Consider the following 21,235-nt stretch of genomic DNA (forward strand, 5'->3'; position numbering starts at 1 on the left):
ACTATCTTGTAATAGTTATTGAATAGGTGAATTTTTCTGCAATATAATATCCAATGTTATATTCCAATGGTCTTTTTCCAGGATCAGAAACAAATCGTTCACGAATCAAAACAGGATCGCCTTGCTGTATTTTTAATCGGTCTGCTGTTATTTTAGATGCCAATTTTGCTTTGATCTCCTCTTTTGAGATGGAAGGCACAACATTGTACTTATTCTCTAAAATGCTATACAGCGGTTTGGTAAAATCTTCATCTTTGATAAGTCCTATTCTTGGATGAAAATAACTCTCGAAATACACGAATGGTCCATCCTTAAATCCTCTCAAACGCGATAAACAAAGTACTTTCTCTCCTTCTTTAATATCAAAGAATTTTGAAATTTTCTCACTTGCTTTAACCCATTTGGCTTCAATTATAAAGTTTACAAAATCCACACCCTGATCCGACATTTCCTGCGTAAAACTCTGCCAGTTGTCCAAATTAGTTGTGATTCCTTTTTCAGCAACCTTAGTTCCAATTCCTTTCTTTCGAATCAACAATCCTTCATATTCCAATTTATTGGTTGCCTGGCGTAGTGTATTTCTTGAAATCCCTAACCTTTTGGCCAGATCAATCTCTTTAGGTAAAAAACCACCACTCTTATATTCCGGCAATTCAATCATTTTTCTTAAAAGTATTTCTACCTGAGCATGAAGAGGTAATGGACTATTGTGATCTATCTTTAATTTCATTTTGTACATATGTTTGAACATACAAAGCTATGGAATATTTTTAAAAAAATCTAAATAATTCTTTTCTTTCAGATTATGAGCATGAAAAAAGCCCACCCGAAGGTGAGCTTGCAGCAATTATAAATCGTTTAAATATAACCTTTAAAATGGTATTTATTGAGCCAATGCGTTTGCTCCGGATACAATCTCCAAAATCTCGTTGGTAATAGCAGCCTGACGGGCTTTATTGTAAGTTAAATTCAAGTCCTGAATCAAATCACTTGCATTATCGGTAGCTTTATGCATTGCCGTCATCCTGGCTCCATGTTCAGAAGCAAAAGAATCCAGCATAGCTTTATAGAATTGAGTTTTCAACGATTTCGGAATTAAATCTCTTAAAATATCTTCTTGGTTTGGTTCAAAAATATATTCGCTATGAACCATTTCTGTTTCCTTTTCCTGCTCTATTGGCAGAAATTGCTCAGAGACTAAAACCTGTACTCCGGCGTTTTTAAATTGATTGTAAACCAAATCAACCCTATCGTATTCGCCTGCAACAAAAGCATCCATTATTGATGATGCGATTTCCGAGACATTAGCATAATTTAAATCATCGAAAATTCTATTTTGTTCCCCAATTACATTGTGAGATTTTTTCAAGATTGCGTAGGCCTGCTTACCTATTGCCAAAATAGATAAGGTTCCCTTTTGATTTTGTTCCCGATAAGTGTTTTCAGCGAGTTGATTAACCTGTTTAATTACATTTGAATTAAAGGCACCGCAAAGTCCCTTATTCGAAGTAATTGCAACCAATAAAACCTTGCTTGGTTTTCTTTGTACACCATACAAATTATCATCGGAGTTACTCAAGCTTCCTGTTAGATTTGATAATATCTCATGAAGTTTATCAGCATAAGGACGAATTTGTACAATTGCATCCTGAGCCTTTTTTAACTTGGCAGCAGATACCATTTTCATCGCTGCGGTCACCTGTTTGGTTTTCTGCACCGATGAAATACGAGTCCGAATTTCTTTTAAGTTCGCCATTACAACCCTTTTATTGAGTTGGGATGGGTTTTAAACCATCCCACTATATTAATTTTTGAATTTTGCAGCAACATCTGCAGCAACAGATTTCATTACCTCTTGAGCTTCAGAAGTATATTTTCCACTTCCCAATTCCTTCAAAACATCTTTGTGTTTCAATTCCATAAAATCAAGGAAATCTTTCTCGAATTCTTTGACTTGATGAACCGGAACATTACGAAGTAATCCTTGTGATCCACAATATAAAATAGCTACTTGTTTATCCACTGTGTAGGGAGAATATTGACCTTGCTTTAAGATCTCAACATTCTTCGAACCTTTATCAAGTACGGCAAGTGTAGCAGCATCCATATCAGAACCGAACTTGGCAAATGCTTCCAATTCACGATACTGAGCCTGATCTAATTTTAAGGTACCAGCCACTTTCTTCATGGATTTGATTTGAGCATTTCCACCAACTCTTGATACCGAAATACCAACATTAATAGCCGGACGAATACCAGCATTAAATAAATCTGATTCCAGGAAGATCTGTCCATCCGTAATCGAAATTACATTGGTTGGAATATAGGCCGAAACGTCACCAGCTTGTGTTTCGATGATAGGAAGTGCTGTAAGTGAACCTCCACCTTTGATGATAGATTCTCCATTTTCATCTTTTGCCTCCTGTAAACTTGCTGGTAGATCATTCATCTGACGAGCAATTTCGTCAGAATTAATGATTTTAGCCGCACGCTCCAATAAACGAGAGTGCAAATAGAATACATCTCCAGGATATGCTTCACGTCCTGGTGGACGACGCAATAATAACGAAACCTCACGATAGGAAACCGCCTGTTTCGACAAATCATCGTAGATGATTAAAGCCGGACGACCTGTATCGCGGAAAAATTCCCCTATCGATGCACCTGCAAATGGAGCATAAAACTGCAAGGCGGCAGGATCAGCAGCCGTAGCAGAGACTATCGTTGTATATGCCATAGCACCCTTTTCTTCGAGGGTTTTTGCAATATTTGCAACTGTTGAACCTTTTTGTCCAATAGCAACATAGATACAATATACAGGTTCTCCTTTGTCGTAAAATTCCTTTTGATTAAGAATGGTATCAATGGCAATTGCAGTTTTTCCTGTCTGTCGGTCACCGATAATCAACTCACGCTGTCCCCTTCCAATCGGAATCATAGCATCGATTGCCTTCAAACCAGTTTGCAAAGGCTCATTTACAGGCTGGCGATAGATAACCCCGGGAGCTTTGCGTTCCAAAGGCATTTCGTATGTCTTCCCTTCAATAGCGCCTTTTCCATCAATCGGTTCACCAATTGTGTTGATTACACGTCCCAACATACCTTCTCCAACATTGATGGAAGCAATACGCTTGGTTCTTTTAACAACATCACCTTCTTTAATACCTTGTGATTCTCCCAAAAGTACTGCACCAATATTATCCTCTTCTAAATTTAGAACAATACCAATAACACCATTTTGAAATTCGATCAGCTCGTTGGATTCAACGTTTGATAAACCGTAGATCCGGGCAATACCATCCCCAACTTGTAATACGGTTCCAACTTCTTCCAGTTCTGCTTCGGTCTTTAATCCTTCTAATTGCTGCTTTAGAATTTCCGAAACTTCTGCAGGTTTAATACTAGCCATATTTAATTGTTATTTAGTCAGAGTTTTTAATCTGATTATAATTCTAATTGCTATAATTTGAAAGTAATTCTCGCTTTATTTGATTCAACTGAGTACTTACACTTGCATCCAACTGTTGATCTTCTACACGAATTACAAAACCACCAATAATATCCTCATCTATAACTTCCTTCAATTCTATTTGAGAATCAAAAGACTTAGCAAGAAGATCCTTTAATTGATTTCGCACGGTTAACTCCATTTCACTAGCCGAAGTTAGAGTTGCTGATAATATTCCCTGATCTTTGCGACACAAGACCAAAAAATTTCGGGATATATCCTTTAAATAAGCTTCTCTGCGATTTTGAACAACCAAGTCGAGAAATTTAAGCGTATCAATATCTACCTTTCCTTCAAAAATTCGTTGTATCGCTAATCTTTTCTGAGAAGTTTTCGCCACCGGACTTTCCAGCATCAACCAAAAATCTCCACTTTCATTACATAAATCTTCAACTAAATGAATATCTGCAATGAAAGTTTCAAGTCTATTTTTCTCCTTCCCCAATTGAAAAAGAGCTTTTGCATAACGAACCGAGATCTTACTTTCGTTCATAAATTGAAGTTTTATCTAGTCATGAGGCGAACTCATACAATATTCTTTCTTAGTTTAATTTTACTTCGTCCATTAACTTTTTGAAGTAATCCTTTTGTTTCTGATCATCGGCAAACTGCTGACGAAGCACCTTTTCTGCAATTTCTACAGAAAGACTAGCTACCAAAGTTTTAATTTCGCTTAAAGCTGCTGTTTTTTCGCCCTCAATATTTCGTCGCGCTGTTTCAATAACTTTATCCGCCTCTTGAATAGCTTTTTGTTTAGCCTCATTAACAATTTTACTACTCATGTCTTTTGCTTCCACAAACATTGCTTCCCGCTCTTTTCTAGCTTCCTGAAGAATTTTTTCATTATCGGCTTTTAATTCAGCCATTTCCTCTTTGGCGCGATCAGCAGAACGTAGCGCATCACTAATAGACGTTTCACGTTCTTTTAAGGCATCCAATATTGGTTTCCAGGCAAACTTTTTCAGGATAAACAAAACAATGGCAAATGCCAAAAACATCCAAATAAAGGTTCCTAATTCCGGTGTTACCAAGCCCATATTCTTCTTATTTTAATTCACAAAATGTGTGATGATTTAAAAATCAATAGTATCCGTAATTTGCCGCAGACAACCTCTTCTGGCAAATTACGGAACCTGCTATTACAATACGATAGCCAACAAACAAATGATAATTGCAAAAAACGCAACACCTTCAATCAATGCTGCTGCTACAATCATGTTTGAACGAATATCTCCAGATGCTTCTGGTTGACGTGCAATACTTTCCAATGCACTGCCACCAATTTTACCAATGCCGATACCAGCACCAATCGCAGCCAAACCAGCTCCAAATGCAGCACCCAATTTAGCAAAAGCCATACTGGCAGCAGCCTGAAGAAGAATTGATAATGTAATCATAACGATTTTAGATTAATGAATAAAAACTATAATTTCTTCGTTTCCGAAGTATTTTATTTAATGATGCTCTTCTGTTGCCATACCAAAGTACAGCGCAGAAAGAAGTGTAAATACATATGCCTGAATCAAAGCCACCAGAAGTTCCAGTAAAGTCATAAAAATCATAAACAACACAGAAATTACTGAAGCCCCTAAACCCAATGAAAGATTGACCTGACCAAAAATAAAAATCAAACTTACAAATGCCATAATAATCATGTGACCTGCTGCAATATTTGCAAAAAGCCGGACCATTAAAACGAATGGTTTCGTAAACAAACCCATTATTTCAACAATAGGCATTAAAGGAATAGGAAATTTTAACCACCAAGGTACACCTGGAGTATTAACCATATGAACCCAATAGGCTTTGTTTCCATTAATTGATGTGATAATAAATGTAAATAATGCCAATACTAATGTAATGGTGATATTTCCGGTGACATTAGCTCCTCCCGGTAATAGTGGTACAATTCCCATTAAATTATTGAGCCAAATGAAAAAGAAAATAGTCAGTAAGTAAGGCATGAATTTTTCAAATTTCTTTTCTCCTATTGCTGGTTTTGCAATTTCATCGCGTACAAATAAAATGATTGGCTCTACCAATGATTGCATTCCTTTGGGAGCTTGACCTTTTCTTTGTTTGTAGGATTTGGCAACAGATATGAACACCCAAAGAAGAATGAACATACTTGTTAGCATGGCCACAACATTCTTGGTCATCGAAACATCCAACGGGCGAATCTGCTTGCCAGCTACTGTTTCCACAATCTTTCCTTTATAATCTCCTGTCTTTGCAATTTCAAAGCGCTGGTAGGATTCATGTCCATGATGAAACTTAGAGGACATAAACACGTGTAAACCTGAATATTTAGAATATACAATTACAGGTAAAGGTGCTGTAAAATGAAAATCACCAGTAGAAAACACATGCCATTCATAAGCATCTGCAATATGACCCAGAATAAAATTTCCGGGTTCAAACTTTTCTTGTTCGTGAGTTGTTTGATGAGCATTCCCATCATGTTCATCATCTGAGGCAAACGCAGGTGATACGCTTGCAATAAAAAAGAAAATCAACAGAAATCGATGAATATTTTTCATATGTAAATGACTTGCTTAAAATTATCTTCCCTAGAATCTAAGAGAAATGACCCAATGACCTAACACAACCTTTGTTTCAAAAACTAAATTTTGTCAACCGAAATAATTGATTTAGGATTTAATTCATCAATCTATTACGGTCTCAAAAATTATTCCCCAAATTTAATAAAAAAAGCACTCGCTCAGACTTTTTAATATCATTTAACATTTCCGGCATTTAGTGATTTTATCAAGGCAATTACTTCATAAATCGTATAAACGATATAACAAAAGGCAAAAAACAACACGAAACTTAGTGCCTGAGCTCTATTTAATAATACATAAACCAAAATGAATGTTAAATTCAAACCCAACTTAACACCAAACCAAAGCATGTAATTTGTAAAAAAAGCACGTGGATTTCCTTTGGATGACTTTAATAGTTTATAATGCTGAATGGTATTAAAAAGGAGAAAATATATTATCACAAAGGGAAATATATAATTGAACCACTCCTTTAAAACGGTAAGGTACATTATCGTTGATAAAACAAAAAGAACGGCTGTAATTATTAGTAATCTAAACACATACCTTTTAAAAATCTTCTCCATGAATAATATATAAAATTTACTTATTAGGCTTTAACAGATCCCTTAAAGCAAAATATAATGATAAAAAAACACCACCTATTGCACCAATAATGGTAAACAATGGGAATTCATTCCCGAGATATTGATCCAGCTTAATTCCTGCATATAAAACAACTAGAATTATTGCCATCATCTGAAAAGCCAATCCGGAATATCGTAATACTCCATCTAATTGCTTCTTTTTCTTAGAGAAGGAGTTTTCTGTGTCTTTATTTTTCTTTGACATCCTTTTTAGGGGCATTTTCACCCATTTTACATGAACCAGTAAATTTAGCTCCAGGTTCAACAGCGATTTTTGCTGTTGTGATATTACCTAGAATTATACAGCTAGCCTTTAAGTTTACCATTTCACTAGCAATAATATTTCCTTCTACTTTACCAGATACATCTATGGTCTTGCAGTGAATATCACCCTCTATTTTTCCAGTATTACCCACCACTACTTTTCCTGCAACCTGCATTTTGCCATTTAAATAGCCATCTATTCTGATATCACGGGATGCTTGCACATCACCTTTTATAGAAGTTCCATCACAAATTAAATTAACTGCGGTTTGTTGTACGTCGTTGCTTTTGCTCATTTTATTTTTTTTACTAAACATTTTAAAATTGTATTGAGATCGGCCTTTGTAGAAGAGCTTTTCCGGAATGAGTATGTTTTTTTAGGAAAATTCTTTCCACTTCATCTTTAATAAATCTTCTAACAAATATTTCCAATTTATTGGATATTTCGGCTAATAGTTCAAATTACTAACTTAAAAGATCAGAAATTAGTATTTATTTCACCCCCTTATAATTAGTAAAATGCCTGTTTGATATGCAAAACATACAAATATAAATAATAGAATGAGAAATCCCACTTTACGAAGCCGTTCTAAAACAACAAAAGACCTCAAAATTGAGGTCTTTCATTTTATAATGTGAAATTTGAATATTCCTATTTAGGATCGTATCCCCATTTTACAAGGATAGCTCCCCAGGTAAAACCAGCACCAAAGGCTGAAAGAATTAGGTTGTCACCTTTTCTTAATCTGTCTTCCCATTCCCATAAACACAATGGAAGAGTTGCAGAGGTAGTGTTACCGTATTTCTCTATATTAATCATTACTTTATCCTTAACCAAGCCCATTCTTTGGGCAGTAGCCTCAATAATTCTGTTGTTAGCCTGATGTGGAACCAACCAAGCTAAATCATCAGCAGTAAGATTGTGTTTCTTCATCATTTCAACAGAAACATCAGCCATGTTAGAAACGGCATGTTTAAATACATGTTTTCCTTCCTGATAGATAAAGTGCTCTCGGGCATCTACTGTTCCATGTGATGCTGGCTTGCAAGATCCTCCTGCCTTTTGATGCAAGTGCTTACGTCCAAATCCCTGGGTATGAAGAATAGCATCTATCACTCCGACTTCTTCGGTAGTTGGTTCCAACATTATAGCTGCTGAACCATCACCAAAAATTGGGCAAGTTTGACGATCTGTATAATCCACTATTGATGACATCTTTTCGGCACCAACAACAATTACCTTTTTATACATACCAGACTCTACATACTTGGCAGCAGTTGCTAATGAAAACATAAAACCGGAGCAACCTGCATTTATATCAAAACTAAACGCATCATTAATTCCAACTTTATCACTAATAATGTTAGCGGTTGCAGGAAATGGCATATCTGGAGTCACTGTTGCGCAAATCAATAAATCAACCTCTTCAGGTGATGTATTCGTCTTTTTTAAAAGATCTGCAACGGCCTTTGCCCCTAAATCAGATGATCCTTTTCCCTCTCCTTTTAGAATTCTTCTTTCTTTAATACCAATGCGAGACATGATCCATTCATCAGATGTATCAACCATCGTACTCAATTCGTCATTGGTAAGAATATAGTCGGGTAAATATGCCCCAACTCCCGTTATAACTGCATTAATTTTTGACATTGTTTTAGCTTACTTCGTTTTCATCAAATAGATTCAATCGGCAATTATACTACAAATCATTTCTATTTCAAATGACAACTTACATGCTTTGAGACATTTCCAGAAACATCGCACCAATTCTTACTTACTCATAAATTAGGAGCAAACAAGTAGTTTTAATATCCCTAATTACGGAAAGTATTAATTAAAGAAACCTTAAGTATTATTTCAATTAAAACAAATACCTAACAATATCTTCAGTTGCCTTCAAAAAAAATATTCGCCATGAAGCAAATTTGCTCCAAAGAATAATCTAAGGAGCAAATTCACATATTGCGTCGAATCTAAATAGTTATACTTAGATTATGCTGTAACTTCTTTTTCAATCGCTAATTTGCCTCTGTAATAACCGCACTCAGGGCAAACAGTGTGATATTTAACAGTTGCTCCACAATTTGAGCAAGATGCTAAAGTGGCAGGAGTTGTTTTAAGATGAGTTCTTCTCTTATTTCTTCTCTGCTTCGACGTTCTGTGTTTTGGATGTGCCATTTTTCAACCTATTTAACTAGTTATTATCAATCAATTTTCTTAAATCATTCCATCTCGGATCAATCTTTTCATCTTCATTCACCGAGAAGTCATTTAGTTTCTGAATCATTTCCTTGTTACAAGTACTCTCTCCATTCTCATCATCAGGATGGATGAAGCTTAGAGGTAAGTTTAAAGTAAACAATTCGTATATGTATTGTGATATTGGTATCTCATTTTCTGAATCTGAAATAACTATCACATCTTCAGCTAATTCTTCGTGCTCTTCTCCAAACTTAACGAACAAGGAATTTTCACCTTTCACGTTAATTTCCATAGGATCGAGACAGCGATCACAAGCTACATTTAATTTTCCTTCCAACTCAAAACTCAGCGTAGTCACCAGGCTTTTCTTATTGAAGCTAACTTTAATTTTTGCTTCCCCCTGGTAAACCTCCTCGGTTTGAAATTGCTTAAAGAATTCTTCATCAATGGAAAAATCAAATTCATGCATCCCATCTTTCAATCCTTTAAAAGGAATCGTATATTTTGCTAAATATTCCAAAATATCCAAATAAAACTTTGCAAAAGTATAAAAATTAATAAAACATTTTCACAATTGATCGTATCTTTTTTGGCAACTTCAGTTAATTATCCATCTGAATTCCAGTTTCAATACAATAAACTCCCAAAACGGGCTGCAAAAATAGTCAGTTCTTTTATGCTTTCAAAAAAAAATGAAGTATTTGAAAGCTAATTAGTTCATTTTGTTGGTAAAATGATTCGAAACAGAGTTCCCTTCCCAATTTCAGAACTTACAACAAAAATTTTACCTCTATGATAGTTCTCTATAATTCGCTTTGACAGTGATAAACCCAAGCCCCAACCTCTTTTCTTAGAGGTGAATCCTGGTTTGAATATAGTTTTGTGATGTTTCTTTGTTATTCCTTTCCCCGTATCCCGAATATCCAAAACCAATTGTTCTCCTTTTTCGAATAATGAAAAGCGCAAAACTCCTTTGCCATCCATTGCATCCACTGCATTTTTAGTCAGATTTTCGATTACCCAGGAAAATAATTCAGCGTTAACAGGAATATTTTCTTTACTCGACCTTTTATCCTCCAAAATAAAATCCACCTTACCGGAGGTTCTTTTTTTGAGATATTCGATGCTGTTATTTAATTGCAGCATTAGATTACCTGGCTTTAAAACCGGTTTAGAACCAATTTTTGAGAAACGCTCTGTAATAACCTCCAGTCGGCTGACATCTTTGGCCATTTCTTTGGCAAGATGATCATCCAAATTCCCCAATTTGATCAATTCCATCCAGGCCATTAAGGAACTAATTGGCGTTCCCAGTTGGTGAGCCGTTTCTTTCGACATGCCCACCCAAACTTGATTTTGTTCCGCTGATTTAGAATAGGAAAATGCAATAAAGGCAATTAAAATAAACGTAATGATGGCTCCCAGTTGAATGAACGGATACCAGGCTAAATGATTCAAGAGGCTGGAATCATCGAAATAAATATAATTTTTGCCATTCACCAGATCCACTTCGATGGAATGATTTTCCTCCTTCATTGCCCGAAGTTTCTTTCGGAGGATTTTATCTTTTTTCTGCTCGGATACTTTAATATTTCTATAATCGATTATATTCCCACTATCGTCAACCAAAATAACCGGTATGGTTTCATTTTGCTCCAGAATACGGTTGATTAAGGAAACATCCTGATCGGGATTTAATTGCAGACTTCGGATTCCTTCTGCCCACAATTCTACTTTTTTTACTTCCTCTCTCCCCAATTTTTTCACCAAATTATTCGTGTAAAAAATTGATCCGGTAATGATGAAGATAGCAATCAGTAGAAAATAGTATTTCCAGTTTCTATTTTTAAGGTAGATGTCCAAAACAGTTGGTTGAATGGTTTCCTTTAAAGGTAACGACAAATCGGATGAATTCTTATTTCGAATTCAAAAAATCCAGATAAGAACTGAATATTAACAAGGATTCATTCGCTTATTAATCGATCAAAAAACTCCATTTGATTTCTGCTTATAAAACTCCAAAATAGCCTTGGCATTATCGAAGGGATTATCCTTAGGTAAATCAATAGGTAGCACGGTTTCTTTCTCCCTCTTCTCCAATCCGTGCATATAAGCCTTATCGTAGTATATCAGGCTTAAATCAGCTACAGCATGATAATCTTTATTTTCTAAATATTCAAAAGCCATTTTTACATTTTGCCCTCCCAGACGCTTTTCTATCTTTAGAATAATCTCACGCAAAGCATCTGTCTCAAAGTTAGCATACTCTTTTACCAGGCGATTAATTCGTTCCTCTTTGGGCATTCTCATTTGCACAACTGTTGTATTGCGCATTTTTTCGTAAAGAATATCATTGATCCAAACAGAACCAATAGATTTACTTTCATCTTCGAGCCAAATTGGTTGATTCAAATCAAAACCCATCCACACTTTGGCCATTTCATTGTCGAAATTTTCATTTGTAGGTTGGTCGTCTTGTCCCAGAGCCCCAAAAACAGATCCTTTATGATTTGCTAATCCTTCCAAATCCAGAACTTGCTGCCCCATCTTTTTTAATTCTTGCAAGACTTCTGTTTTGCCACTACCTGTCATTCCTCCTAAGACAATCAATTCCGAATTTTTAGCAAACTGCTCCCGTATATAAGCTCGATAGGCTTTATATCCTCCTTTTAACAAGTACACTTTAAATCCTGCTGTTTCGAACAACCAGGCCATACTTCCGCTGCGCATTCCGCCTCTCCAGCAATGAATGAGAATTTCTTTTTGAGGTGATATTTTCTTTGCCATTCGCACAAATCTGGCAAGTTTAGGGCCTACTAGTTCCAATCCCAGAAGAACTGCAGAATCCTTTCCGGCACGTTTGTATTTTGTTCCCACTAAGGCTCTTTCATCATTTGTGAAAATAGGCAAGCTTTTGGCTCCGGGAATATGACCTTGCTCAAACTCAGCAATTGTTCTAACATCGATCATCGGGATAGAATTCCCTAACTCAATAAATTCTTTTGGTTCAAGTAATACTGCCATATTTTAATTTTTATTCTGCCTCTTCACAGATAAGACCATGAAGGTAAAATCGCAAATTCCCTATCCGATTCCTCCCCCTTTTGTATCGTGCAAATTTTAAAAAAAAGCACGTACAAATGACGTGCTTCTCCTATTTTTTTATATCTGTTTTCTAATCTTCAAGAAATTCACCCAAAATAGAGCTGGCTCCTTTCCTTCGGTTTTGGCCACTTGGAGCAATCGCCTTCACCAGTTTGCGAATTGGCATGGATTGCAACCAGACTTTTCCTGTTCCTCTTAGGGTTGCCAGGAATATACCCTCGCCACCAAAAAACATTGATTTTAAACCCCCGGCCTTTTCTACCGAGAAATCAATTCCTTCTTCAAAAGCTACCACACAACCTGTATCCACGCGAAGTGTTTGATTATTTAACTGTTTTTCGATTACAGTTCCTCCCGCATGAACAAATGCTCTTCCATCTCCCTCCAAGCGCTGCAAAATGAATCCTTCGCCTCCAAATAAGGCAGATCCAATTTTCTGATTAAAAGTAATGCTCACCTTAGTTCCTAAGGCTGCACACAAAAAACCATCCTTCTGAACAATGAGAGAACCACCAGTTTGACTCAAATCTATTGGCATTATTGTTCCAGGATAGGGAGCTGCAAAAGCCACTCTGGATTTTCCGCTTCCACGATGTGTAAAATGAGTTAAAAAGAGAGATTCTCCGGTTATCAATCGGGAACCTGCAGATAGTAATTTTCCAAACAAACCCTGCTCCGGCTCCGAACCATCTCCCATTTTTGTTTCGAAAACTATTCCTTCCTCCATATAAGACATCGCACCAGCTTCCGCAATTACTGTTTCATTAGGATCTAATTCAATTTCTACCAACTGAATATCGTTTCCAAATATCTTGTAATCAATTTCGTGTGATTTCATTTGCCCTGATGTTAGATGTGAAATATTATATTGAAATTACTATCTATGAATAAGCTAAATTCTGTATTTGTTATCCTCATCCTCTAAAATCATTCCCAGGTAGCTTTCGTATCTGCTTAAGCTGATTTCCCCTTCCTCCACGGCTGCTTTTACCGCGCAACCTGGTTCGTGGATGTGACTGCAATTATGAAATTGGCAGTTTTTTGAAATTTTAAATATTTCCGGAAAAAAATGAGACATTTCTTCCTTTTCCATATCAATAGTTCCGAATCCTCTAATGCCCGGAGTATCGATAATATAACCGCTAAAATCTAACTCGAACATCTCTGAGAAGGTAGTAGTATGCTTTCCCTGCGCATGAGATTCGGATATTTCTCCTGTTTTTAGATCCAGTCCGGGCTGGATTGCGTTTATCAAAGTAGATTTGCCTACACCTGAATGTCCGGATAACAAATTAATCTTTCCCTTCAGGGTCTCTTTAATCACATCTAAATGAATTTCTTTTTTGGCAGATATTTCGAAGCATTTATATCCTATTTTTTCATAGGTGTTTTTTAGCTCGCTCAAGCGAACCATATCATTCGGTCTATAGCGATCGATCTTATTAAAAATCAATCGAACCGGAATACGATAAGCTTCGGCTGCTGTTAAAAAACGATCAATAAAAGTAGTGGTGGTTAGAGGATAATTTACCGTAACAATCAAAAAAGCCTGGTCTACATTCGATGCAATAATCTGACTTCGCTTGGAGAGATTGGAAGATTTTCTGATGATATAATTTTTACGATCGTGAATTCCTACAATCACTTCCGCATCCTTATTCGATTCAAAATCCACCATGTCCCCAACTGCTATTGGGTTAGTCGTACGAATTCCTTCCATCCTAAACTTGCCCTTAATCCTACAATTGTGAATTTCTCCTTCTGCGGTCTTTACCGTATACCAACTTCCCGTTGATTTTATTACTAATCCTTCTTTCAATGTCTCTCTTTTTTTTACAAAAATAGTTGATTCCGAGCAATTTTAAGCCCTAATTAAACAACTAGATGCCCGATTCTGAAAAGTAGCTGAATACTGGAACAAAAGTATTTCTGATTCCAGCTATTTAAACGATCATTTTCAAGCTACATTCTACTAGTAATTATGTCTGGGAAAAGCATCTGCCTGCAATAAGCAATTTTTCATTTCCCCAAAGCCCCTTTGTTTGATGATTTACTTTTTCTGACTTTCTGGCACTTTTTTACAATTCCCCCAGCTTTTTAGCTTTTCCCCTCACTTTCACCTGACTTTCTGGCACTCCGGAGCAATTTTCCCGCACTTTTTGATAATTCCCCTCACTTTTTAGGATTTCCCCCTACTCCGGAGATATTTTCCCGTATTTTTTCCCCTCCCCTTTGGCTTTTCGTGGTTTTTCTTTGCTAATAGAATGTCTATTCTACTGATGAATTATAAATTTCACCAATGGCTGGTAATCTGCCCCATTTAGAATAAAATGCAAAAGAATTTAGCTTTTTCAATTAAATCCGGATGGTTTAAATATTAATCTGTTTGCATTCTTTTTAAGTTTTGAACATCTTTAGAATCTTAACCTACAAGCAGAAAATATGCAAAGAAAAATCATCAGTTATAATGTAAATGGTATTCGTGCGGCAATCGGTAAAGATTTAGTTGGGTGGTTGAAACAGGAAAATCCTGATATCCTCCTGATACAGGAAACCAAAGCTCAGCCCGAACAGATTGAAACGCATTTGTTCGAAGAATTGGGTTACCATTGTTATTGGTTTTCGGCAGAAAAGAAAGGATATAGTGGTGTTGGCATTCTGAGCAAAGAAAAACCGGATTTAATTATTAGAGGCGTAAATAATCCAAAATATGACGTGGAAGGAAGAGCTATCAGAGCTGATTTTGGAGACATCTCTGTTTTTAGCACTTACCATCCATCCGGTACAACCGGAGGTCCGCGTCAGGATTATAAAATGGAGTGGCTGGCTTATTTTCAGGATTACATCACGAACCTGAAAAAGGAAAGACCCAATTTAATTATCGGTGGAGATTATAACATCTGTCACAAAGCTATTGATATCAGCCGACCCGAAAAGAAAAAGAATGTTTCGGGCTTTTTACCGGAGGAAAGAGAATGGGTGAGTCAATTTATTGCCAGTGGGTTTATCGATAGTTTTCGGGAATTTGATCCAAGTCCGGATCAATATAGCTGGTGGAGTTACAGAGCTGGTTCCAGAGGGAAAAATTTAGGCTGGAGAATCGATTACCATATGGTGAGCGAACCGCTTAAACACAAGCTGAAAGGAGCTTCCATCTTAAGTGATGTTGTTCACTCTGATCATTGTCCTGTGGTGGTTGAAGTAGAATTTTAAGAATTTCTGATATTAAATAGAGAGGCTGCATCTATATCGGATACAGCCTCTCCTCTTTATAATAAACTCATAATCTGAACACAGATAATTAAAAACACCATGGCAATGGGATAAACCGTTGCATAGGCTATTGATTGTGCATTGGAATCTGCCATACCATCTACTGCTGCCAAGCCTGGCGTACTGGTCATACTTCCGGTTAAAGCACCTAATAAATTCAAGACATTCATTTTTAGTAAAAAATGCCCGATAAGTGTGGTAATTATCATCGGTAACAAGGTAATGCCGATGCCTATTCCAAACAGTAATAAGCCTGATTCCCGAAAGGTTTCGACTAAATGAGCTCCGGCACTGGTTCCCACCACTGCAAGAAACATCAGCAAACCCAATTGCCGAAGCAGTTGGTTGGATGATCCGGACATGGTCCACAAAATAGGTCCTGTTTTACCTATTCTACTTAGGATGAGTGCCACCATTAAAACACCACCTGTTAATCCCAAACTAAAGGTGAAATTATCAGAAAAGGAGATTTTTAATTGCCCTACCAATACTCCCAACACAATTCCGGTTGCTATAGGAAAGAAGTCGGTGTCGGATAATTTCTTACTATCGTTACCGAACAGATGCCGCACATTTTTAATATTACCTGTTCCACAGGCAACTACAAGTTTATCTCCAAAATGAACTGCTGATTTGGAACTGGGAACAATATCGATTCCTGCACGTCGGATTCTGGTTACGCGTGCATTATAATTAGATAGAACATTTAATTGTCCGATAGTTTTATTTACAACTTGTTTATTGGTTACAAGCACCGATTCCACTGTATATTCTTTGCTTAAAGGGATTTTTTTGTCGGTTTCTCCTCCTATCAGCATTCGTGCGTTTTCGATAGCCTCCTTGCTTCCAATTAGTTTAACGATATCGCCAAGTTCAAGAACTGTATCCGGAACAGGAACAATGGTTTGCCCTTTATGCATGATACGCGAAATATTAGCCTGAGTCATGGCTCGAATTTTCAATTCCCTGATACTCTTCCCTTCAATACTTTCATTCTCAACAATCAGATTTTTATTAAATAACTGAGGATAATTCTTCTGTGCTTCAGATTCAATTTTCTCCGCTTCTTTTTCAATATTGATTTTCATCAATTTGGGATATAATCTCACAAAAAGAATTACTCCAATTACTCCAAATGGGTAAGCAATACCATAACCAATAGAGGCCATGGAAGATTTTGTAGTCTCAATAGCTGCTGCCAATCCAGGGGTGCTGGTTAAGGATCCGGTCAATAATCCAATTGCAATATCCATATCAATATTAAAAATCCATACGAATGCAATAGTTACCAAGGAAGCGCTTCCCACCAAAACAAAAGCCAGAACAATTAATTCTCTGCCATTCTTTTTAAAGGATTCAAAAAATCCGGGACCAGCTTGTATTCCAATAGTAAAAATGAATAGAGTTAGTCCGATTTTCTGAATGTCGTTTGGGATACTTACTCCAAAATGGCCAAATACCAATGCAACAAAGATTACCGCGGAAATATCCAGAGAAATTCCTTTAATTTTTATTTTCCCGACAATAAAACCGATGGCTATGATTAAAAAAAGAACAAAATAAGTTGAGGTTAATAAACTCATTATCAAATTAAATTTGGTTATTAGTTAGATTTTATAAAATATGGTTCAAAGGTAGAAATTCAAAAATAAAAAAGCGATTGAAACTAATTCCAATCGCTTCTTTATTTATAGTATAATATATTATTTCATCAGAAAATTAAAATCATCTTTTGCACTTAATTCATAAGCTTCGATTCCATGTTTGAAGATACGGCAATTTCGATCTCCAATCATGCTAATTTTACCATCCTCAACCAAGAACATAGTTCCTTCGCGCAATCCGGCAATATACATATCGGTATTCAACACCATAAATTCATTAATTCTATCCTCTCTGGTTTCCCCACCGTGACCATCAGGATTTTTATCTAAATAGTGCGGATTGATCTGGAAAGGAATCAAGTTTAAAGCTTCAAATCCCAGTGGATCAATTATCGGCATATCGTTGGTAGTTTTTATCGTAGGACAACTCAAATTTGATCCTGCACTCCATCCAATATATGGTGCTTTTTCGTCCATCACCTTTTTACGGATAGCATCCGTCAATTTATTCTTATGAATTAGGTGAGTTAAATTCCAGGTACTGCCACCTCCAACAACAATTGCCTCTGCCTCCAATACTGCTTTCACCGGATCATCAAAATGATGAATAGACACAATATCGTGTCCAATTTCATTGAACTTATCTTTTACTTTCTCCTCATATTCATCAAAGGAAAAGCTTACTCCGGCATATGGTATAAACAATGCTTTTACCGGCTTATCGCCTAAAAAATCCTTAATGTTATTTTTAGGATAATCCAGATATTCCTCACCCGACATGGTGGAGTTGCTAATCAATAATAATCTCATTTTTTGGTTGTTTTGTTTAAGTGTTTGAATAATTTTCGCCTTAAAATTAACTATTTACTAATGAAATTGAGCTCTCTTTATGCAGTAATTCCTCAAATTTTGCCTGACTCATAGGGCGGCGCGGAATAATAAAAGAAAAAGTACTTCCCTTATCTACCGTACTCTCCACATAGAGTTTTCCTTTGTTTTTAATCAAGAAATCACGGCATAAAGTCAAACCAAGACCGGTTCCTTTTTCGTTAGCCGTACCATCCGTTGTTTTTCCATCAAAAATATTTTCAATCTGTTCCGGCATCATTCCAATGCCATCATCCTTCACCGAAATTTTCACGAAATACTCCCCTATCTGAGAATTAATCTCGATACTTCCATCTTTATTGGTGAATTTTATGGCATTTGAAATAAGATTCCTTAAAACCGTATTGATCATATTCCAATCGACAAATACTTCTACACTAGGATTCGATGAAGTAAATAATTTTATGGATTTTATTTTAGCCAAATCGCCTAACAAACCAATGTTTGAATTTATGATTGAACTCGCATCAACCATTTGTTTATTTGCAGTAATACTTTTAGTTTGGTTTTTTGCCCAGAACAACAGGTTTTCCAATAGTTCATATGCATTATCGGAGGAATGAAATAAAGCCTGCAAAAACTCCTTTTTGTCTTCTTCACTAAGATTTAAATCCTCATCACCAAGATACATTCTTAATCCATTACTGATATTTCCAATTGCTCCACGTAAATCGTGAGCAATTAGCGAGAACATTTTATCCTTGGTTTCATTTGCTTTTCGCAATTTATCTTCACTATTTTTTAATCGTTTCATTGCACTAATCAGCTCTTCCTGGTGCTGACTAACCAAGCGATTCCTTAAATACAACAACTCATTATCTTTAAGATTGTTTCGATACCTGAAGGTGAGTAAAAATATGGCAACAAGTAATACTAATAGAATGAGGAGTCCGACAATATATTGACGAGTAATTTCCAACTGCTGAGTTTGGTTTTCTGCCCGTAATTCCTGATTTTCCTGATTTTTCACTTCAATAGCATGCCTGGAATCTAAATCCTCAATTTTATTTGCCAATTGATCGGCAGCTAATGAATCCTGATAAGCTTGCTGGGTTTGATATGCTATCACAGAATTGTGATCCTCCTCATTTTTAGTGTAAAAAAGGGCCATATATTTGTAATAATCCCTTAATAATCGTTTTGACTTCAATGCTTTTGCTGTACGCAATCCTTGTGATAAATACATTTTAGCCCGGGCTAATTCTCCATGTAGAATATACAAATGACCTAAATTTAATTCGAATTCCCCACTTTTATAATTGGGAACACTGCTCTTTTGATATTTAACTGCTTCTTTATAGGTTCGTATGGCCTTCAAAGTGTCTCCCATCACCGTATAAAGACTTCCCAAGTCATTCAATATCGATCCAATAATCGATTTTTTTGACAATTCTTTTCCTAATTTTAATCCATTTTGAAAATAATCAATAGCTCGATCATATTCATGAATTCCCATATAGTATATACCCAATAGGTTTTGGCAATTTGCTACACCACAACTATCTCCTTGACTTTCATAAATATCAAGCGCTGTAATAGTGTAATCATAGGATTTTTTTAGTTTTCCGGACTGGTAATAAACCGTAGCCAATTGGATACTAATATCTGCCAAATATTTTTTATAGTCATGATTGCTAGCAAACCGATGAGCCTGCAATAAATAATCCAGAGCATTATCATATTGGTTGTTGTAATAATAGGCCGTTCCCAGATAATACAAAGCCTTTACAACTTGCTTACTATAATCCAGATTTTGCGCTAAAGCTAAAGCTTGAGAGCCCAATTCAACTCCTTTGTTGGGTTCGATATTCCAATATTCCCGACTTATCTCTAATAATGTTTCTAGTTTCTCGCGGCCATATACTTTTCCGTAGCGGTTATTGAGGCTATCTAATCTGTTCTGAAATTCACCAAAAGCAGACTGACAAAAGCATAGAGAAACTATCAAAAACAGGATAGGGAGATTTTTTTTCATTCCCCTAATATACAATTTTATGCTACATATTTCAATATTGGTCAAATTTTGGAAAGCCTACACAATAAAAAAAAAACCGGATTGCAAAGCATCCGGTTTAGAACAAACAAATAGGTGATTTTTTAAAAAGTCACTAATGTTATTCCAACGGTATAAGGAACCATTTCCGGTCCTTTGTTTTTTTCAAATAGATTCGTTAATCCATAGGTGCCAAATAAGTTTAAAGATCTATATCCCAATCGAACCTGTGCTCCATATCTAAGGGTTTTCAAATTAAAATCATCATGATCCTTATCCTTGTGTGTGTTCCCTTTAAATTTATATTTTATTTTAGAATGTGTTCCTAGTCTGAGTCCCCCAACTACACCAGCTGCGAGATGTACCCTTCTTGTATTGTATTTCACAGGTATTTGAAATTCGAGTAATAAGGGAACGGTTAAGTAAATTGAAGTAAGTTTAGATTTCTTTATATTCCATTCTGGATTGAATCCTACCGGTTGTATTTTTCCTGAAATATCTTTTTCTAAAGTCATATCACTATCAAAGCGGTAATTATTCCATTCCAAACCCAAACCAGTTACAAGTCCAATGGTATTTCTTTCCTTTTGCAAGCTAATATCATACTGCAAAAAATTGAGATTAACCGCAATCGATTTTGCCAAATTCAAATCAATAAAACCATTTAAATCTGAAATATATCCACTATAATTCTCTTCTGCCAATCCGTTTATTCCCATTTCGAAACCAGCCCAGTGTCCGCGAAAATCTTTTTCTTCCTCCACAAAGAACTTATCCTGATTTGGATCCCAGGGTTGTACTTTTTCTATTCGAACACGCGTTCCATGCCACCCATCAATGATATTGATTTGCTTTCCGCCAATTCGTATTTTGGTGGTATCTCTATCTTCCTGATAGGATAACTTTCCTATTTTTCCAATCTTAATTTTAGCTCCATTATCCTCCTCCACGACTTTCACGATGTTCTTTTTCATGAATTTCAGTTTAGTGGTATCCGAATTGTTAGTAGATATATGAAATGAGTCTTTTTTAACTATTTCGTGCTTCTGAGGCTTGGTCGACCAGCTATCCTCAATTAAAATATTTTTCTTTTTAAGACTATCTGATTGAAGCGTGTCCTGAACATTCTGTGCTTGCAAAATGGAACACAGCGAAAAGGAAAGACAAATCATTAGAAATTTTTTCATCGTATTTAATTTAAATAAAT

At 36.0% G+C, this 21,235-nt stretch carries 22 protein-coding genes; 1 reads left to right on the top strand and 21 read right to left on the bottom strand.

Going from position 1 to position 21,235, the window contains the following annotated elements; all coding sequences use genetic code 11:
* Position 1: 1 nt before the first annotated feature.
* From DLK05_RS06475 to rsgA, 17 genes are all read right to left on the bottom strand, one after another.
* Positions 2-730, bottom strand: a complete 729-nt coding sequence (locus DLK05_RS06475) for a GntR family transcriptional regulator (protein ID WP_127343194.1) — start codon at positions 728-730, stop codon at positions 2-4.
* A gap of 153 nt (positions 731-883) precedes the next feature.
* Positions 884-1,756: an ATP synthase F1 subunit gamma gene (gene atpG, locus DLK05_RS06480; protein ID WP_127343195.1), complete on the bottom strand. Its 873-nt coding sequence runs from the start codon at positions 1,754-1,756 to the stop codon at positions 884-886.
* Positions 1,757-1,804: 48 nt separating this feature from the next.
* Positions 1,805-3,409, bottom strand: a complete 1,605-nt coding sequence (gene atpA, locus DLK05_RS06485) for a F0F1 ATP synthase subunit alpha (RefSeq protein ID WP_127343196.1) — start codon at positions 3,407-3,409, stop codon at positions 1,805-1,807.
* Between the two features lie 43 nt (positions 3,410-3,452).
* Positions 3,453-4,001: an ATP synthase F1 subunit delta gene (gene atpH / locus DLK05_RS06490; RefSeq protein ID WP_127343197.1), complete on the bottom strand. Its 549-nt coding sequence runs from the start codon at positions 3,999-4,001 to the stop codon at positions 3,453-3,455.
* A 49-nt stretch (positions 4,002-4,050) separates the two neighbouring features.
* A complete protein-coding gene (gene atpF / locus DLK05_RS06495; RefSeq protein WP_127343198.1) occupies positions 4,051-4,545 on the bottom strand; it encodes a F0F1 ATP synthase subunit B in 495 nt (164 codons plus the stop codon).
* 102 nt (positions 4,546-4,647) lie between these two features.
* On the bottom strand, positions 4,648-4,905 hold the full coding sequence (atpE, locus tag DLK05_RS06500) for an ATP synthase F0 subunit C (RefSeq protein ID WP_235831965.1): 258 nt from the start codon (positions 4,903-4,905) through the stop codon (positions 4,648-4,650).
* 57 nt (positions 4,906-4,962) lie between these two features.
* Positions 4,963-6,048 carry a F0F1 ATP synthase subunit A gene (gene atpB / locus DLK05_RS06505; protein ID WP_127343199.1) on the bottom strand — a complete coding sequence of 362 codons (1,086 nt, stop codon included), beginning with the start codon at positions 6,046-6,048 and terminating at the stop codon, positions 4,963-4,965.
* A 197-nt stretch (positions 6,049-6,245) separates the two neighbouring features.
* A complete protein-coding gene (locus DLK05_RS06510; protein ID WP_127343200.1) occupies positions 6,246-6,638 on the bottom strand; it encodes a hypothetical protein in 393 nt (130 codons plus the stop codon).
* Positions 6,639-6,654: 16 nt separating this feature from the next.
* Positions 6,655-6,903, bottom strand: a complete 249-nt coding sequence (locus DLK05_RS06515; protein WP_209319759.1) for an AtpZ/AtpI family protein — start codon at positions 6,901-6,903, stop codon at positions 6,655-6,657.
* Positions 6,887-7,279 (bottom strand): bactofilin family protein, encoded by a 393-nt coding sequence (locus DLK05_RS06520; RefSeq protein WP_209319760.1) that lies wholly within the window; start codon positions 7,277-7,279, stop codon positions 6,887-6,889. Before DLK05_RS06520 ends, DLK05_RS06515 begins: the two co-directional genes overlap by 17 nt.
* 335 nt (positions 7,280-7,614) lie before the next feature.
* On the bottom strand, positions 7,615-8,613 hold the full coding sequence (locus DLK05_RS06525; RefSeq protein WP_127343202.1) for a beta-ketoacyl-ACP synthase III: 999 nt from the start codon (positions 8,611-8,613) through the stop codon (positions 7,615-7,617).
* A gap of 342 nt (positions 8,614-8,955) precedes the next feature.
* The gene (gene rpmF, locus DLK05_RS06530; protein WP_127343203.1) at positions 8,956-9,141 is read right to left on the bottom strand and encodes a 50S ribosomal protein L32; all 186 of its coding nucleotides are present in this window, start codon (positions 9,139-9,141) and stop codon (positions 8,956-8,958) included.
* Between the two features lie 16 nt (positions 9,142-9,157).
* Complete coding sequence (locus DLK05_RS06535) at positions 9,158-9,685, bottom strand: YceD family protein (protein WP_127343204.1); 528 nt, start codon at positions 9,683-9,685, stop codon at positions 9,158-9,160.
* A 197-nt stretch (positions 9,686-9,882) separates the two neighbouring features.
* Positions 9,883-11,067 carry a sensor histidine kinase gene (locus tag DLK05_RS06540; protein WP_209319761.1) on the bottom strand — a complete coding sequence of 395 codons (1,185 nt, stop codon included), beginning with the start codon at positions 11,065-11,067 and terminating at the stop codon, positions 9,883-9,885.
* An 81-nt stretch (positions 11,068-11,148) separates the two neighbouring features.
* Complete coding sequence (gene mnmH / locus DLK05_RS06545; RefSeq protein ID WP_127343205.1) at positions 11,149-12,189, bottom strand: tRNA 2-selenouridine(34) synthase MnmH; 1,041 nt, start codon at positions 12,187-12,189, stop codon at positions 11,149-11,151.
* 151 nt (positions 12,190-12,340) lie between these two features.
* Complete coding sequence (locus DLK05_RS06550) at positions 12,341-13,108, bottom strand: TIGR00266 family protein (RefSeq protein ID WP_127343206.1); 768 nt, start codon at positions 13,106-13,108, stop codon at positions 12,341-12,343.
* Between the two features lie 54 nt (positions 13,109-13,162).
* On the bottom strand, positions 13,163-14,089 hold the full coding sequence (gene rsgA, locus DLK05_RS06555; protein ID WP_127343207.1) for a ribosome small subunit-dependent GTPase A: 927 nt from the start codon (positions 14,087-14,089) through the stop codon (positions 13,163-13,165).
* Between the two features lie 623 nt (positions 14,090-14,712).
* Between rsgA and DLK05_RS06560 the strand changes: the two genes are divergently transcribed.
* On the top strand, positions 14,713-15,483 hold the full coding sequence (locus DLK05_RS06560; protein WP_127343208.1) for an exodeoxyribonuclease III: 771 nt from the start codon (positions 14,713-14,715) through the stop codon (positions 15,481-15,483).
* Between the two features lie 56 nt (positions 15,484-15,539).
* Here DLK05_RS06560 and DLK05_RS06565 read toward each other — a convergent pair whose 3' ends face one another.
* The 4 genes from DLK05_RS06565 to DLK05_RS06580 form a co-directional block, all read right to left on the bottom strand.
* On the bottom strand, positions 15,540-17,126 hold the full coding sequence (locus tag DLK05_RS06565) for an aspartate:alanine exchanger family transporter (RefSeq protein WP_209319762.1): 1,587 nt from the start codon (positions 17,124-17,126) through the stop codon (positions 15,540-15,542).
* 120 nt (positions 17,127-17,246) lie between these two features.
* Entirely contained in the window at positions 17,247-17,957 is a 711-nt protein-coding gene (gene pepE / locus DLK05_RS06570) for a dipeptidase PepE (RefSeq protein ID WP_127343210.1), read from the bottom strand.
* Positions 17,958-18,003: 46 nt separating this feature from the next.
* Positions 18,004-20,010 carry a tetratricopeptide repeat-containing sensor histidine kinase gene (locus DLK05_RS06575; protein WP_127343211.1) on the bottom strand — a complete coding sequence of 669 codons (2,007 nt, stop codon included), beginning with the start codon at positions 20,008-20,010 and terminating at the stop codon, positions 18,004-18,006.
* A 122-nt stretch (positions 20,011-20,132) separates the two neighbouring features.
* A complete protein-coding gene (locus DLK05_RS06580; RefSeq protein ID WP_127343212.1) occupies positions 20,133-21,215 on the bottom strand; it encodes an outer membrane beta-barrel protein in 1,083 nt (360 codons plus the stop codon).
* Positions 21,216-21,235: the final 20 nt, after the last annotated feature.

The sequence above is a fragment of the Ancylomarina longa genome (assembly GCF_003996985.1).
Taxonomy (GTDB): domain Bacteria; phylum Bacteroidota; class Bacteroidia; order Bacteroidales; family Marinifilaceae; genus Ancylomarina_A; species Ancylomarina_A longa.

What these genes read in the sequence shown, in the direction of transcription:
- DLK05_RS06475 (WP_127343194.1), bottom strand. Translation starts at nt 730, where the DNA reads ATGAAATTAAAGATAGATCACAATAGTCCATTACCTCTTCATGCTCAG.
- atpG (WP_127343195.1), bottom strand. Translation starts at nt 1,756, where the DNA reads ATGGCGAACTTAAAAGAAATTCGGACTCGTATTTCATCGGTGCAGAAA.
- atpA (WP_127343196.1), bottom strand. Translation starts at nt 3,409, where the DNA reads ATGGCTAGTATTAAACCTGCAGAAGTTTCGGAAATTCTAAAGCAGCAA.
- atpH (WP_127343197.1), bottom strand. Translation starts at nt 4,001, where the DNA reads ATGAACGAAAGTAAGATCTCGGTTCGTTATGCAAAAGCTCTTTTTCAA.
- atpF (WP_127343198.1), bottom strand. Translation starts at nt 4,545, where the DNA reads ATGGGCTTGGTAACACCGGAATTAGGAACCTTTATTTGGATGTTTTTG.
- atpE (WP_235831965.1), bottom strand. Translation starts at nt 4,905, where the DNA reads ATGATTACATTATCAATTCTTCTTCAGGCTGCTGCCAGTATGGCTTTT.
- atpB (WP_127343199.1), bottom strand. Translation starts at nt 6,048, where the DNA reads ATGAAAAATATTCATCGATTTCTGTTGATTTTCTTTTTTATTGCAAGC.
- DLK05_RS06510 (WP_127343200.1), bottom strand. Translation starts at nt 6,638, where the DNA reads ATGGAGAAGATTTTTAAAAGGTATGTGTTTAGATTACTAATAATTACA.
- DLK05_RS06515 (WP_209319759.1), bottom strand. Translation starts at nt 6,903, where the DNA reads ATGTCAAAGAAAAATAAAGACACAGAAAACTCCTTCTCTAAGAAAAAG.
- DLK05_RS06520 (WP_209319760.1), bottom strand. Translation starts at nt 7,279, where the DNA reads ATGTTTAGTAAAAAAAATAAAATGAGCAAAAGCAACGACGTACAACAA.
- DLK05_RS06525 (WP_127343202.1), bottom strand. Translation starts at nt 8,613, where the DNA reads ATGTCAAAAATTAATGCAGTTATAACGGGAGTTGGGGCATATTTACCC.
- rpmF (WP_127343203.1), bottom strand. Translation starts at nt 9,141, where the DNA reads ATGGCACATCCAAAACACAGAACGTCGAAGCAGAGAAGAAATAAGAGA.
- mnmH (WP_127343205.1), bottom strand. Translation starts at nt 12,189, where the DNA reads ATGGCAGTATTACTTGAACCAAAAGAATTTATTGAGTTAGGGAATTCT.
- DLK05_RS06550 (WP_127343206.1), bottom strand. Translation starts at nt 13,108, where the DNA reads ATGAAATCACACGAAATTGATTACAAGATATTTGGAAACGATATTCAG.
- DLK05_RS06560 (WP_127343208.1), top strand. Translation starts at nt 14,713, where the DNA reads ATGCAAAGAAAAATCATCAGTTATAATGTAAATGGTATTCGTGCGGCA.
- DLK05_RS06565 (WP_209319762.1), bottom strand. Translation starts at nt 17,126, where the DNA reads ATGAGTTTATTAACCTCAACTTATTTTGTTCTTTTTTTAATCATAGCC.
- pepE (WP_127343210.1), bottom strand. Translation starts at nt 17,957, where the DNA reads ATGAGATTATTATTGATTAGCAACTCCACCATGTCGGGTGAGGAATAT.
- DLK05_RS06575 (WP_127343211.1), bottom strand. Translation starts at nt 20,010, where the DNA reads ATGAAAAAAAATCTCCCTATCCTGTTTTTGATAGTTTCTCTATGCTTT.
- DLK05_RS06580 (WP_127343212.1), bottom strand. Translation starts at nt 21,215, where the DNA reads ATGAAAAAATTTCTAATGATTTGTCTTTCCTTTTCGCTGTGTTCCATT.